Origin of the sequence: Sphingobium sp. (assembly GCF_049304695.1) — a bacterium.
In the GTDB taxonomy this organism is placed as follows: domain Bacteria; phylum Pseudomonadota; class Alphaproteobacteria; order Sphingomonadales; family Sphingomonadaceae; genus Sphingobium.
Map to the genome: position 1 here is coordinate 1 of NZ_JBAQOK010000100.1, position 13,315 is coordinate 13,315.

Genomic DNA, 13,315 nt, shown 5'->3' on the forward strand with positions numbered 1-13,315 from the left:
CGTCAGGGCTACGCCCTGCCACCTCCCCTACAAGGGGAGGATCGATTATTGCCATAGTTTAGGGTGCTGCCATGACCGACATATCCGACCTGCTCGAACCGTTGATCGCCTTTCGCCGCGACATCCACGCGCATCCGGAACTGGGCTTTTGCGAACATCGCACGGCGGGCCGCATCGCCGAGCAACTGCGCGCGCTTGGGCTGGAAGTGCATGAAGGCATCGGACGGACCGGCGTCGTTGGCGTGCTGCGCAACGGCACGTCGGAACGCAGCATCGGGCTGCGCGCGGACATGGATGCCCTGCCGATCGAGGAACAGACCAACCTGCCCTATGCCAGCCGCACGCCCGGCACGTTTCACGGGTGCGGGCATGATGGCCATGTCGCCATGCTGCTGGGAGCAGCGCAGCACCTGACCCGCAGCCGCCATTTCGATGGTACGGTCAATTTCTTCTTCCAGCCCGCCGAAGAAGGATATGGCGGCGCGCGCGAAATGGTGGATGAGGGGCTGTTTGATCGCTTCCCCTGCGATCGCGTGTTCGGCCTGCACAATTGGCCAGACCTGCCCGCAGGCACCATCGCCACGCGCCCCGGCCCGATCATGGGCGCGGCCGACAAGTTCGAGATCAGCCTGGAAGGGCGCGGTGGCCATGCCGCCATTCCGCAGGATACGCCCGACGCCATCCTCGCCGCTGCCAGCCTCGTCACGCAACTCAATGCCATCATATCGCGCCGGATCGCCGCAACCTCGTCAGCCGTGTTGTCGATCACGCAGATTCATGGCGGCCATACGCACAATGTCATTCCTGCAATGGTGAAGGTCAGTGGCACCGTGCGCACATTCGACCCAAAGGTTCAGGACCGTATCGAACAGTCCATCCGCGACATCGCGGCGGGCGTCGGCATTGCCAGCGGCGTGACCGCGACCGTCGATTATCAGCGCTATTATCCCGCGACGATCAACGATGCGCAGGCCGCGCAGGAAGCATTGGACGCCGCCGCGACCGTCGGCATCGCGCAACTGGCCCCCGACCCTGCCTTCACGTCGGAAGATTTCGCCTTCATGCTGCAGGCGTGCCAGGGTGCCTATATCTGGCTGGGTCAGGCGAAGGCGGAAGGATCAGCGCCGCTGCACAACCCGCATTATGATTTCAACGACGATGTGCTGGGCCTTGGCATCCGGCTGCATGTGGCATTGGTCGAACGGCATTTGTCGCTCTGACCGTCACAGGCTGAAACCGAAGCCGATGGCTACCACCGTCGATTGCACCGCATCACCCTGATCGCGAACGAGACGGCGAGTGCCGCCGAGCAGCCGTTCATGGACCAGCGCGGTGTAGATGTTGGCTTTTTTGGTCAGGCGGTAACGCAGGCGCAGCGTCCCTTCCCCGGCCGTAAAGCCTGATCGCACCGCATCGGCCGCCACTGCCTGCGCCGACCAGCCAAGGCCGACGCGCGGTTCCAGATAGAGGCGGGACGTGATCGGCAGCTGATAGATGACCTGCGCCTCACCAGTCAGATCCCCTTCCTTCGACACGAAGGCATAGCTTTCCCAGCCAAGGCGCGTGCCGACATTGCCCTGCACGCCGATCACCGCATATGTGTCGCTGTGCGGCGAAATATCCTGGCGTATGCCAGCCAGCAGCGTGGCATTGCCCACCGTCCGCCCATAAACGCCCCTGCACTTCGTCGATCGGGTTCGCCAGTGCGCCGCCACCCTGCGTGACAAGCATCAGTTGGTCGGTCGCATTGCCAAGGGAGAATGTGCCGTCCAGCAGAACGGCGTCCCCGTCCCTGTCCTTGCGCAGTTCGATCAGGTCGAAGCCGCCGCTCAATGCCCAGCGTTGCGCATCGGCAGCGCGCGCCGCCGTCGGCGCAACGACAGCCCATGCGGAAAATATGCCCAGACAGGCGTAACGCGACATCGACCCTGATCCGTTTTAGTATCAGCTACAAGATTAGCCGTACAACGCGGCGCTATTACGCGAAGGATCACAGCCTCCGTCGCTTTGATGCCACATTATTGCTGAATTGCAGCAGTTCTTGCCGTCGGGTCAGAACCAGAAGCGGATACCCATGACCACACTGGTCGCCGATGCGCTATCCCCGGCCATGCGGGCATAGCGGGCCGTGTCGCCCAGCTTGCGTTCCCAGTTTACGCCGACATAGGGCGCAAATTCGCGCGCGATTTCATAGCGCAATCGCAGGCCCAGTTCGATGTCGGACAGGCCCGAACCAATCCCCAGTTCCGGCACGTCCTGCGCGGCAATGTTTACTTCGGCCGCCGGTTGCAGGATCAGGCGCTGCGTGATCCGCTGGTCATAGCTGCCCTCCACCCGCAGATGCGCGTCGCCCTTGTTAGACAGGAATGCCTGGGCATCGACCTCGAACCAATAGGGTGCCAGTCCTTCGATCCCGACGACGGCATAGGTGCGTTGCGGGTCGGGGCGGAAATCCTGCCGCACGCCGGCATGGACGTTGAACCACGGGTCGATGGCGCGGCTGTAGAGCGCCTGCACTTCGGCCTTTTCCAGCGGGCCGCCAACTTCGCCCTCCCCTTCCGTCTTGACGGCAAAGCGGTTGATGTCGCCGCCGATCCAGCCTTCCCCTTCCCACGCATAGCCGTCCGCGCCCTTTTGCGCGCGATATTCCAGCCGGTCGAGCATCCATTGCGACAGGATCATGCCGCCATGTTCCTGCGTCATCGCTGCGCGTGCGCGGGCCATGACGGCGGGGTTATACACCGCTTCGGCGGCATGGTCGGTGGGCAGCGGCGGCGCGACGCCGTTGGGCACGCCATCGTCCGCCGATGGCATGGCATGTCCGGCATGGGCATCGACGGCCGTTGCGTCAGGTGCAGGTTCGGGCGTGGACGACGTGCCATGGTCCATCTGGCTGTGGTCCATCTGCGCCAGCGCGGGAACGGACGTGCCCGCCAGCAAGAACGCAGCAACAGCAGCGATCGAACGCATCATGCCGCGTCCTCCGCATGGCGCACGGTGACGACGCGCATCATCCCGGCATGCATGTGCATCAACATATGACAATGGAACGCCCAGTCGCCGATCGCATCGGCGGTCAGGTCAAAACTGACCTTGCCGCCCGGCAGAACGTTGACCGTATGTTTGCGCGGATTATTGGCCGCATCGTCGCCGGTCAGAAGCTGGAAAAAATGGCCGTGGATGTGAATGGGGTGCGGCATCATCGTGTCGTTGATGAGCGTTACGCGCACCCGCTCCATATGGCGGAATGCGATGGGGTCCGCGCCGTCCGACAGCTTCACCCCGTCGAACGACCACATATAACGTTCCATATTGGCGGTCAGATGGATGTCGAGCGATCGCGTCGGCGCGCGCACATCGTCATTGGGTTCGAGCGACCGCAGATCTGTATAGGTCAGCACGCGATGATCGACATCCTCCAGCCCCGTTGGCCGATCCGCCGTGCGGTCCGCAGGCATGGACGAGAGCGTCGCCACCCCCGGCCCCATCGGCACGTTAGGCGCAACAGACGGGTCGAGCATCTTCATGCTATGTCCCGACATGCTCTCATTGGCCGGTTGGCTGAGGTCAATCACGCCGCCCTGCCCCATGTCCATGCCCGCCATGTCCATCCCCATGTCCTTCATGGTCAGCAGCGGGCGTGCGCGCAGCGGCGGGACAGCGGCGACCATGCCGACCTGCGGCGCCAGCGTCGCACGGACGAGGCCGGAACGGTCGATGGCTTCGGCGATCAGGGCATAGGCGGCGGCATCGGTCGGCTGGACGATCACGTCGTATGTTTCGGCGATGCCGATCTGGAACTCGTCGGTCTCGACTGGCTGAACATGCTGGCCATCGCACTGGACCACCGTCATGGGCAGGCCCGGCAAGCGCACGTTGAAATTGGTCATCGCCGACGCATTGATGATGCGCAGCCGCACCCGCTCGCCCGGCGTAAACAGACCCGTCCAGTTTTCCGCCGTGCCATGGCCGTTGACCAGATAGCTGTATGTCGATCCGGTGACGTCCGAAATATCGGTGGGGTCCATCCGCATCTTGCCCCAGTCCATCCGGTCCTTGAGCGGCTGGTCCTTGCCCTTCAGCAGACCGGCCAGCGTCTGCTTTTGCATATTATAATATCCGCCCATCTGCTTCAGGCGCTTCATCAGCACATGGGGATGGACCGGCGACCAGTCGGACAGGACGATGACATGCTCGCGCGTCGCCTGCACCGGATCGACGCCTGCTGGGTCGATGACGATGGGACCATAATGCCCCATCGCCTCCTGCATCCCCGAATGGCTGTGATACCAGTAAGTGCCGGACTGGCGGATCGGAAACTGATAATCGAACGTCTCGCCGGGGCGGATGCCCGGAAAGCTGATGCCCGGCACGCCGTCCATCTGGAACGGCAGGATCAGTCCGTGCCAGTGGATCGACGTATCCTCTTTCAGTCGATTGGTGACGGACAGACGGACATTCTGCCCTTCCTTCAGCCGAATGAGCGGGGCGGGCAACGTGCCGTTGATCGTGATGGCATGGGCCGATCGCCCTCCAGTGGAGAAATGGCTCTCTCCCACGGTCAGCGCGATACTCTCCCCCGACAGCACACCGGGCGAGGGCATCAGCCCGTGCGACCCGCTCTGCGCCCATGCGGGGAAAGCGTTGGCCAGGCCAAGCGCGGCGGCGCTTTTGAACAGGGTGCGGCGATCAAGGGAAAAAAGCGTCATGCCCCATCATACGCGGTGGACGGCATCATCCCTCAAGCATGTCCGATAATTTCCGGCGTGCGCGATACAGCCGGGTTTCGACCGCCTTTTCGCTGACGCCCAGCACCTGCGCGGTTTCCGCCTGGCTCATCCCCTCGATCGTGCGGAGCAGCAGCACCTGGCGCAGCGTCATGGGCAGCATGGCGATGGCGGCATGAATACGCGCCAGTTCCCCCTGCGACTGCAACGCCTCTTCCGGGGTTGCGCCAATATCGGCGATCGACAGCGCGTCGTCGATCGGCCGGGCAAAGGCAAAGAAGCGCCGCACCGTCCGCCGCCGTCCCCAGTCACGGCATTTGTTGAGCGCGATTCTGGCGATCCACACGCGAAACGGGCGGGCGCCGTCATAACGGGCCAGCGCGGCAAAGGCGGACACGAAAGTTTCCTGCGTGATGTCCAGCGCTTCGTCCGCATCGCTGACATGCCCCCGCGCCAGCCGCCAGACCGTATCGCGATGCCGCCGCATCAGCGCGCCATAGGCCGCCTGCCGCCCGGCCAGCGCCAGCACGGTCAGTTCCCGGTCGTCCAGATCGGGTGCGAGGGATGTCACCGGGCGGGGTCGGTCAGCGCCTTGACCACCGCCGCGTCGAACTGCCGCGCCTGATCCGGGCGCAGCACCGCCCGCATCGCAAAGATGTGCTGCAACGTCTCCTTTTGCAGCGTGCCCATCACATGATGGGTCCGGTCCACGGCCTGCGCGACTTGCGGGCCATAGCCATGTTCGGCGGCGATCGCAGCGGCGAGCCGTTCATTATCGGCCCGCATTTCGGATTCCAGCGCGGTCCGCCGGGCCGCAAAGGCGGTTTCGAGCGCATGGATGCGCCGGTCCTGATCCGCGTCGAGCGTCAACCGCTGGTGCAACAGCGCATGGACTTCGCTCTCGACGCGCGGTTCAGGGGCGAGCCAGACGCGCCCCACCAGCACCGCCGCCAGTGCTGCGGCAAAGGCGACCAGCGCAACGAGCGCATAGCGTCTGACCGTCATTGGCCAAGCAGGCGCGATGGCGCATATTGCGACATGCCCAGCGGCATGGGCGCGGCCTCCGCCGGGGTGCCCGGCACGATACTGCCTGCCCAGCCTATGCCGATGGCGACGATGCCCGCCAGCATCAGGCTGCGTCGCGCGGCCGTCCGGTCCCGGCGCTCGCCAACGCCGCGCATCACCGCCGCGTCTAGTGTGTCCAGCCGCGCATCGGTCGGCATCGCCGCCAGTCGCGCCAGCAAAGGGTCCAGATCGGTCATGTCCATAGTCTCCATCCTCATCGCCACATACGCGATTGGCAAGCGCATCCCTCATGCCAGAGCATCGTCATAAAAAATATGCCGCGATGGTGAGGGGTCGGGCAAGCCCCCGCGTAACGACGGTAACGATCACTCAAAGGAGAAACCCGATGTCCCGTTTCCTATTCGCCGCCGCCGCGCTGGCCATGACCGTCATGCCCGGCGTCGCTCTTGCCCATACCAAGCTGCTGTCGTCCAACCCGGCGGCCAACGCCACCGTCACCAAGCCCACGAAACTGTCCCTGGGCTTTTCGGAAAAATTCCTGGCCCCCATGAGCGGCGTGGAACTGACGATGACCGGGATGCCGGGCATGGCCGACCATGCGCCGATGCCGATCAAGGGTTTCAAGACCAGCGTAGCGGCCGATGGCAAGACGATGATCGTCACCCTGCCCCGCGCACTGCCAGCCGGCACCTATGACCTGAAGTATCATGTCGTGGGCGCGGACCAGCATAAGATGGAAGGCGGATACAGCTTCACCGTCAAATAAACATCATGGCCCCGTTCCTGCTTGATCTGGCGCGATTTGGCCTGATGACCGATCTTGCCCTGCTCATGGGACTGCCCCTGTTCTGGTGGTCCATGGGCATGGCGGGACGGGGTTTCGTGCTGGCGGCGCTGGCGCTGGGCGGCATCGCGCTGTCGGCGCTGTGGCTGCTGGCCAGCACGGCGATGATGACGGGCACACCGCTGCTGCCACCCGACTGGGCGAGCATGCAGATATTGCTGACCATGACGCCGATCGGCTCCGTGCTGGCGGTGCGGATCTTGGCGCTGGTCATCGTTCTGGCGGCATTACCGTTACCGGGGAGCCATCGGGTCGCACTGATCCCCGCCGCCATTGCCGCCGCAACCCTGGCATGGACCGGCCATGCCGGGGCGACCGAAGAAATGGCGGGCACGATCCACCGCGCCGCCGATGTCGCCCATATCTGGGCTGCGGCGGGGTGGATCGGCGCGCTCGCGGCGCTTTGTTACGCCGTCATGGCGCGCAATCCTGATGTGCCACGGGTTACGCACATGCTGGCGCGCTTTGCCACGTTTGGAACGATCTTCGTCGCAACGCTGATCGTCAGCGGGCTGGTCAACGGGGCGATGATCGTGGGATGGACGGACCTGCCCGCGCTGACCGGCAGCCGCTATGGCTGGCTGCTGGCGGCCAAGCTGGCGTTGTTTGGCGTAATGCTGGCCCTTGCCGCCGTCAATCGCTGGCGGCTGACCCCGGCGCTCGAACGGACAAAGGGTAACGACCCCACGGCCATCGCCCATCTGCGCCTGTCGCTGGCGGTCGAAACGGCGGCGGCGCTGGCGATATTGGGGCTGGTGTCCGTCATCGGTACGCTCGACCCGCTGACCTGAAAGCCAGCGGGCCGCGTAGCCATGTTCAGACCGGGCGGTAAATGGCGTAGATTTTCTTCACGTCGACCTGGCTGTCCCAGCTGCACGAAGCGCCCTGCTCCACCAGAAATATGTCGCCCCTGCTGAACGTCCCTTCCGCACCATCGCCATCGACGAAGGTCACGCTGCCGTCGAGCAGGTACATCAGTTCATAATGACCATAGGTCATGGGACGGCGATGATAGGGCGTGGAGTCCCAAGTGCCGGCCATATATTCGCCATCCTCCGACTTATAGTCGGTGAAGTTCCGGCACGACGGCGTCGGCCCGACCAGCAGTTCAGCCAGCGGCGCACCCGATGGCGCGAGCGGAGCGTGGATGTCGATCGGGATGATCGTGCCGTCACCAGCCGACCCGCCGGTGCGGCGCATGTAGATCAGACGGCTTTCGGACGACGCCGTCCAGCCAAAAGCCGCGCCGCCGCGCAGCACTATGCTGTCGCCTTCGGTCATCGCGATGACCCGGCCATCCTGCTCTATCTCCACGGCGCCCGATTCCACGATGACGAACTCGTCGGCGGGCATAGCATCGACCCGGCCTGTGCCAGCGGGCAGCGCGATCAGCCCGACGGTGATCGGTCCGCCAGCCAGCGGCAGCGATGCGCGTGCCGACAGGAATGCGTCGCCGCTCGCATCGGCGGCGGTCGCATCGGCGACCCACGCGCGCAGGTCGATGAAGGAACGGGTGCGCGTTGGCGCGTCGATGCTGGTCATGGCGGGCTTCCTTGTCGAATAGGCTAAGCGGTCATGGTAACCCGACCCCGCAGCAAAATGCGCCGTGCCTGCACGGACACGCCGCGCACCATGCCGTTTGCCATGCGACCGACCGCTATAACTGCCGCAGGGCAGCCGCTGGACGCACCGACATGATCGGGATCGATCCGGCCAGCCCGATGCCCAGCGTCAGCAATGCACCGCCGCCCAGCGTGGCAAGAACGATCAGCCAGTCAGGCGACCAGCTAAATTCAAACACCTGCACGATGACGAACCACGCCGCACCGGTGCCAAGACCCAGCGCCACCAGCGCCAGCATCGCAGCCAGCAAACCATATTCGATTGCCTGCCCGCCCAGCACCTGCCACCGGGTCGCACCCAGCGTTTTCAGGATCACGCTGTCATAGCTGCGCGCCTGACGCGACGCCGCGATCGCGCCGACCAGCACGGCGACCCCAGCCAGAATCGCGACCGACGCGGCGACGACGATGGCCGACGACATCTGCGTCATGATCTGCCCGACCTGATCGATCACATCGCCCACCGAGATCACCGACACGCCGGGAAAGGCCGCCAGCAGCGCGCGAGTCATGGCGCTGTCATGGCCCTTGTCCATCGTGATGGTCGCGGTCATGCTATGGGGTGCGCTCACCAGCGTGCGGGGCGAAAAGACCAGCACATAGTTGAAGCCCATCGTGTCCCAATTGACCTTGCGCAGCGACGCGACGCGCGCGGTGATTTCCCGCCCCAATATGCTGACGGTCAGGCTGTCACCGACGCCGATGCTCATGACCTTGGCTGCCGCCTCATCCAGCGAGACGAGCGGTGGCCCGGCATAATCGCGCGGCCACCATCGCCCCGCGACCAGATCGCTGCCCTGCGGCAGGACGTCGCTATAGGTCACGCCGCGTTCGCCGCGCAAAAACCATGCCCCTTCGGGCAAAGTCTTCAGGTCCGCGACGCGCTGGCTGCCATAAGCAACGATCGTCCCGCGCAGCGACGGCACGATATTGAGCTGCGCTTCGGGTGCCTGACCACGCACGACCTGACGGAACCGGTCGACCGCGCCCGATGGAATATCCAGCACGAACTGGTTGGGCGCCTTTTCCGGCACGACGTTGCGGATTTCGCTGTTCAGGCTGGTCTGGATGCCCGCCAGCGTCACGAACAGCGTGAGCGCCAGCCCCAATGCGACGATCAGCGCCGCCGTCTGCGCACCGGGGCGGTGCAGATTGGCAACGGCCAGCCGCAACAATGGACGGCGTGGGCGTGGCGCAAGGCGCGCCAGACGCGCAACCGCCCAGCCAAGACCCAGCAGGAGCAGCAGCACGCCCGCTGTCGCGCCCAACACGGCAGCCGAAAACAGCGGTTCGCGCGCCGTGAACAATGCGAGCGCGATCAACAGCGCCCCTGCCCCGCCCATCGCCGCCAGACTGCGCCGGTCGATACCGCCGCGCGTTTCCACTACCCCGCGAAAGATGGCGGCGGCAGGCTGCGTCCGCGCCCTGCCCAGCGGCGGAAAGGTGAAGAGAAAGGCGATCAGCAGGCCATAGGCCGCACTGGTCAGCAGCGGCAGGGGATAGAGCCGAAAACCGGGACTGACCGGCAGCACGTCGCCTGCCAGCGTGACGATCAGCGAGGGCAACAGCGCCCCGACGATCAGCCCCGCGACGATGCCCAGCAGCGCAACCGCACCCACCTGCATCCGATAGATGCGACCAATGTCGGCGGATGTCGCGCCCAGTACCTTCAACGTAGCGATGCCGCCGCGCTTGGCAGCAAGGTAGGAAGCGACGCCATTACTGACGCCGATCCCCGCAATCACCAGCGCGGCGAGGCCAATGAGCGAGAGAAATTGCCCCATCCGCTCTATGAAGCGGTTCGCGCCCGGCGCGGCATGATCGCGATCCTTGAATGTCCAGCCATCGGCATCATGCGCCTTATCCATATCCTTGACGACGGTGGCCGCATCATATTGCGGGGCAAGGCGTATGCGATATTTGCTGGAATAAAGGCTGCCCGGCTGGATCAGCCCGGTGCGGCGCAGCCCGTCGAGCGACACGATCGCGACTGGTCCCAGGGTAAAGCCTTCCCCCAGACGATCGGGTTCATCGGCGACGATGCCCGTTACGATGAAGCTGGCCGTGCCATAGCGCAACCTGTCGCCGCGACCCACGCCCAGCCTTTGCGCCAGCGCGTCGCCAATCACGATCTGGTTCGGATCGAGCGGGCGATAAACGCCCTCCCGCAGCGTCAGCGCGCCATAAAGCGGATAGAGCGTATCGACGCCCTTGAGTTCGGTCAGCACGGCGGGCGGCGCATCCCCTGCCCCGGTTCCGCCAATCCGCTGCGCCATCGCACGCAGCCGGATGGTTTCACTCAGCGTGCCGAGCAGGCGAAATGCTTCCTTGTCCCCAAAACGCGCTTCCCGCTGCGTCATCGCGATTTCGATGTCACCGCCCAGCAGCGCTTGTCCCCGGCGGCTCAATTCCTTCGTGATCGCAGCCGTCAGGCTGCCGATCGCCGCCAATGTCGCCACGCCCAGAAACAGGCACAGGAACAGCAACCGCAATCCCCGGAAACCGGCATGCAGGTCACGCCGGGCGATGCGCCAGCTTTGCGCCCAGCCCAGATCGTTCATGCCGCGCGATCCGATATGATTTGGCCGTCGCGCATTTCAACGATACGCCCGCATCGGTCGGCCAGCACCGGATCATGGGTAATGACGACCAATGTCGCCCCCGCCGCCTGCTGGCGGTCGAACAACAGGTCCATGATGGTAACGCCGGTGGTCGCGTCCAGATTGCCGGTGGGTTCGTCAGCGAACAATATCGTCGGGCGCGGCGCGACTGCGCGGGCGATGGCGACCCGTTGCTGCTCTCCGCCCGACAACTGGGTGGGATAATGGTCGATCCGGTGGCCCAGCCCGACCGCGCGCAATTCCTCCGCCGCCCGGTCGAACGCATCCGCCTCGCCCGCCAGCTCCAGCGGCACGGCGACATTTTCCAACGCCGTCATGGTTGGCAGCAGGTGGAAACTTTGCAGCACGATGCCGATCCGCCCCCGCCGCGCGCGCGCCAGCGCATCCTCGTCCAGCGCCCCGAAATCGACGCCGCCCACGCTGACCGTACCGCTACTCGCGCGCTCCAGCCCGCACAACACCGCCATCAGCGATGATTTGCCCGATCCCGAAGCGCCCAATATGGCGATGCTTTCGCCCCGCGCGATGGACAGGTCCACCCCTTTGAGGATCTGCACGGGCGCCTCGCGCGTTCCGAGCGAAAGCGTGACATCGCGCGCGCGGATCGCGATAGTGGCGTTATCTATGGGTCGATGCATGAAAAAGGAGCGCTCCTTGGCGGGCAAGTGGAAGCAATATGGGGCGTTGACGCTGATTGTCCAACTGGTCGTCGCCTGTTCGGGGCAAGGCACCGCCCCGCCCCCCGCAGACAATGGCGCGCAGGCGACCAAAGCCAGCGCCGCGACGACGCCGGTTACGGACGGAAAGCTGATCGTCGCATTCGGCGACAGCCTCTATGCCGGTTATAATCTGGACCAGGGCAAGGGGCTCGCCCCAGTGCTGGAACAACTGCTCAATGCACAAGGCCTCAAGGCGCAGGTCGTCAATGCCGGAGTGTCCGGCGACACGACGGCGGCGGGGCTTGCCCGGCTGGCCTTCACGCTGGACGGATTGCCGCGCAAGCCCGACCTCATGCTCGTGGGCCTTGGCGGCAACGACATGCTGCGCGGCCTGGCACCCAAGGAGACACGCGCCAATCTTGATGCGATCCTGACCGAACTGAAGAAGCGCGGCATTCCCGTCCTGCTGACGGGCATGATGGCATCACCCAATATGGGGCCGGACTATGCCAGCGCGTTTAACGCCATCTATCCCGACCTCGCCAGAAAATATGACGCAACGCTTTATCCGTTCATGCTGGACGGGGTGATCGGCAATCGCGCCTTACAGTTACCCGACGGCATCCATCCCAATGATAAGGGTGTGGCGATCATTGCCGCGCGGATCGCGCCGCTGGTCGAGGCACGGCTGGATGAGTGATCGTCTCCGTGTCGGGCTGATCGGCTATGGCATGGCCGGTCGCGTCTTTCATGCGCCGCTGGTTCGCGCAGTGCCGGACCTCGATCTGGTCGCGATCGCCACCAGCCGACATGACGAAGTGGCCGCGCTTGATCCGGCAATTGGCTGTGTAGCCGACCCACAGGACATATTCGCCGACCCCACCATCGATCTGGTCGTCATCGCCACGCCCAGCGCAACGCATGCCCCCCTCGCCGCGCAGGCCTTGCAAGCAGGCAAGCATGTCGTGGTGGACAAGCCCTTTGCCCTGACACTTGCAGATGCACGCAGCCTTGCCACGCTGGCCAAAGCGCACGGCCGCCATCTTGCCGTCTTCCACAACCGTCGCTTCGACAGCGACTATCTCAGCATCGCGCATCATATCGCCAACGGCGCGATAGGCCGCGTCACACATTTCGAATCGCACTTCGACCGTTTCCGCCCGGAAATCCGCGACCGCTGGCGCGAAGACGGGTCGGCTGGGTCGGGCGTGTGGTTCGATCTTGGCCCCCATCTGGTCGATCAGGCGATCGCCCTGTTCGGAACCCCTTTGGGCGTGAGCGCGGATATAGCCGGATTGCGCGCCGGGTCGGCATCCGACGACTGGGCGCATGTCATCCTGCGCTACCCCGATCTGCGCGTCATATTGCACGCCAGCCTGAATGCCCCTGACGGCACAGCCGGGGGAAGCCCCCGCTTTGCCGTCCACGGCACCGGGGGCAGCCTCATCAAACAGGCGCTCGACCTGCAGGAAGCGCAACTGATCGCTGGCCTGCGCCCCGGTGACGCAGGCTGGGGCCATGACCCCGATCCCGTCCGACTATTCGACGGCAATGGCGCGATGCGGGAGTGTCCAGCCCTTGCGGGATGCCAGGACCGTTTCTACCGCCAACTCGCAAGCACCATCCGTTCCGGCACCGCCCTCCCCGTCCCGATCAATGATGCCTTGGCCGTGCAGGCGGTGATCGATGCAGCCATGACATCCAGTCAAAAGGGGCGATATATCGATATGATGGGGGACTGATCGGCGCTGCAATCCATCGTGTTATCACTCTGTGTTCAACGTGGTTTCAAACCGCTCCGATCGTGTTTTCGCAC

General features: G+C 64.6%; 14 protein-coding genes. 5 read left to right on the forward strand and 9 right to left on the reverse strand.

What is annotated here, in order from left to right; all coding sequences use genetic code 11:
- Nucleotides 1-71: 71 nt before the first annotated feature.
- Nucleotides 72-1,220, forward strand: coding sequence for a M20 aminoacylase family protein (locus WA070_RS20645; protein ID WP_422635784.1), 1,149 nt, complete (start codon nt 72-74; stop codon nt 1,218-1,220).
- A gap of 3 nt (nt 1,221-1,223) precedes the next feature.
- Here the strand turns inward: WA070_RS20645 and WA070_RS20650 are convergent, their stop codons facing one another.
- The 6 genes from WA070_RS20650 to WA070_RS20675 all read right to left on the reverse strand — a co-directional run bounded on the left by WA070_RS20650 (nt 1,224) and on the right by WA070_RS20675 (nt 5,989).
- On the reverse strand, nt 1,224-1,727 hold the full coding sequence (locus WA070_RS20650; protein ID WP_422635785.1) for a copper resistance protein B: 504 nt from the start codon (nt 1,725-1,727) through the stop codon (nt 1,224-1,226).
- Between the two features lie 325 nt (nt 1,728-2,052).
- Nucleotides 2,053-2,970, reverse strand: coding sequence for a copper resistance protein B (locus tag WA070_RS20655; RefSeq protein ID WP_422635905.1), 918 nt, complete (start codon nt 2,968-2,970; stop codon nt 2,053-2,055).
- On the reverse strand, nt 2,970-4,709 hold the full coding sequence (locus tag WA070_RS20660; protein WP_422635786.1) for a copper resistance system multicopper oxidase: 1,740 nt from the start codon (nt 4,707-4,709) through the stop codon (nt 2,970-2,972). The genes WA070_RS20655 and WA070_RS20660 overlap by 1 nt, the downstream gene beginning before the upstream one ends.
- Nucleotides 4,710-4,734: 25 nt before the next feature.
- Nucleotides 4,735-5,298: an RNA polymerase sigma factor gene (locus tag WA070_RS20665; RefSeq protein ID WP_422635787.1), complete on the reverse strand. Its 564-nt coding sequence runs from the start codon at nt 5,296-5,298 to the stop codon at nt 4,735-4,737.
- Nucleotides 5,295-5,732, reverse strand: a complete 438-nt coding sequence (locus tag WA070_RS20670; protein WP_422635788.1) for a periplasmic heavy metal sensor — start codon at nt 5,730-5,732, stop codon at nt 5,295-5,297. Before WA070_RS20670 ends, WA070_RS20665 begins: the two co-directional genes overlap by 4 nt.
- The gene (locus tag WA070_RS20675; protein ID WP_422635789.1) at nt 5,729-5,989 is read right to left on the reverse strand and encodes a hypothetical protein; all 261 of its coding nucleotides are present in this window, start codon (nt 5,987-5,989) and stop codon (nt 5,729-5,731) included. Before WA070_RS20675 ends, WA070_RS20670 begins: the two co-directional genes overlap by 4 nt.
- 149 nt (nt 5,990-6,138) lie before the next feature.
- On the opposite strand from WA070_RS20675, the gene copC reads away from it, so the two are divergent.
- Both copC and copD read left to right on the forward strand, forming a co-directional pair.
- The gene (copC, locus tag WA070_RS20680; RefSeq protein ID WP_422635790.1) at nt 6,139-6,519 is read left to right on the forward strand and encodes a copper homeostasis periplasmic binding protein CopC; all 381 of its coding nucleotides are present in this window, start codon (nt 6,139-6,141) and stop codon (nt 6,517-6,519) included.
- A gap of 5 nt (nt 6,520-6,524) precedes the next feature.
- Nucleotides 6,525-7,388: a copper homeostasis membrane protein CopD gene (gene copD, locus WA070_RS20685; RefSeq protein WP_422635791.1), complete on the forward strand. Its 864-nt coding sequence runs from the start codon at nt 6,525-6,527 to the stop codon at nt 7,386-7,388.
- Between the two features lie 25 nt (nt 7,389-7,413).
- Here the strand turns inward: copD and WA070_RS20690 are convergent, their stop codons facing one another.
- The 3 genes from WA070_RS20690 to WA070_RS20700 form a co-directional block, all read right to left on the reverse strand.
- Nucleotides 7,414-8,139, reverse strand: coding sequence for a cupin domain-containing protein (locus WA070_RS20690; protein ID WP_422635792.1), 726 nt, complete (start codon nt 8,137-8,139; stop codon nt 7,414-7,416).
- Between the two features lie 115 nt (nt 8,140-8,254).
- Entirely contained in the window at nt 8,255-10,780 is a 2,526-nt protein-coding gene (locus tag WA070_RS20695) for an ABC transporter permease (RefSeq protein WP_422635793.1), read from the reverse strand.
- Nucleotides 10,777-11,478, reverse strand: a complete 702-nt coding sequence (locus WA070_RS20700; RefSeq protein WP_422635794.1) for an ABC transporter ATP-binding protein — start codon at nt 11,476-11,478, stop codon at nt 10,777-10,779. Before WA070_RS20700 ends, WA070_RS20695 begins: the two co-directional genes overlap by 4 nt.
- Here WA070_RS20700 and WA070_RS20705 point away from each other — a divergent pair.
- Entirely contained in the window at nt 11,477-12,199 is a 723-nt protein-coding gene (locus tag WA070_RS20705) for an arylesterase (RefSeq protein WP_422635795.1), read from the forward strand. The two genes, WA070_RS20700 and WA070_RS20705, sit on opposite strands and share 2 nt — an antisense overlap.
- Nucleotides 12,192-13,241: an oxidoreductase gene (locus WA070_RS20710; protein WP_422635796.1), complete on the forward strand. Its 1,050-nt coding sequence runs from the start codon at nt 12,192-12,194 to the stop codon at nt 13,239-13,241. Before WA070_RS20705 ends, WA070_RS20710 begins: the two co-directional genes overlap by 8 nt.
- Nucleotides 13,242-13,315 lie beyond the last annotated feature (74 nt).

Excerpts from the sequence above, each read along its gene's own strand:
- WA070_RS20700 (WP_422635794.1), bottom strand. The coding sequence starts at position 11,478 with ATGCATCGACCCATAGATAACGCCACTATCGCGATCCGCGCGCGCGAT.
- WA070_RS20670 (WP_422635788.1), bottom strand. The coding sequence starts at position 5,732 with ATGACGGTCAGACGCTATGCGCTCGTTGCGCTGGTCGCCTTTGCCGCA.
- copC (WP_422635790.1), top strand. The coding sequence starts at position 6,139 with ATGTCCCGTTTCCTATTCGCCGCCGCCGCGCTGGCCATGACCGTCATG.
- WA070_RS20655 (WP_422635905.1), bottom strand. The coding sequence starts at position 2,970 with ATGCGTTCGATCGCTGCTGTTGCTGCGTTCTTGCTGGCGGGCACGTCC.
- WA070_RS20660 (WP_422635786.1), bottom strand. The coding sequence starts at position 4,709 with ATGACGCTTTTTTCCCTTGATCGCCGCACCCTGTTCAAAAGCGCCGCC.
- WA070_RS20690 (WP_422635792.1), bottom strand. The coding sequence starts at position 8,139 with ATGACCAGCATCGACGCGCCAACGCGCACCCGTTCCTTCATCGACCTG.
- WA070_RS20645 (WP_422635784.1), top strand. The coding sequence starts at position 72 with ATGACCGACATATCCGACCTGCTCGAACCGTTGATCGCCTTTCGCCGC.
- WA070_RS20695 (WP_422635793.1), bottom strand. The coding sequence starts at position 10,780 with ATGAACGATCTGGGCTGGGCGCAAAGCTGGCGCATCGCCCGGCGTGAC.
- copD (WP_422635791.1), top strand. The coding sequence starts at position 6,525 with ATGGCCCCGTTCCTGCTTGATCTGGCGCGATTTGGCCTGATGACCGAT.
- WA070_RS20710 (WP_422635796.1), top strand. The coding sequence starts at position 12,192 with ATGAGTGATCGTCTCCGTGTCGGGCTGATCGGCTATGGCATGGCCGGT.
- WA070_RS20705 (WP_422635795.1), top strand. The coding sequence starts at position 11,477 with ATGAAAAAGGAGCGCTCCTTGGCGGGCAAGTGGAAGCAATATGGGGCG.
- WA070_RS20675 (WP_422635789.1), bottom strand. The coding sequence starts at position 5,989 with ATGACCGATCTGGACCCTTTGCTGGCGCGACTGGCGGCGATGCCGACC.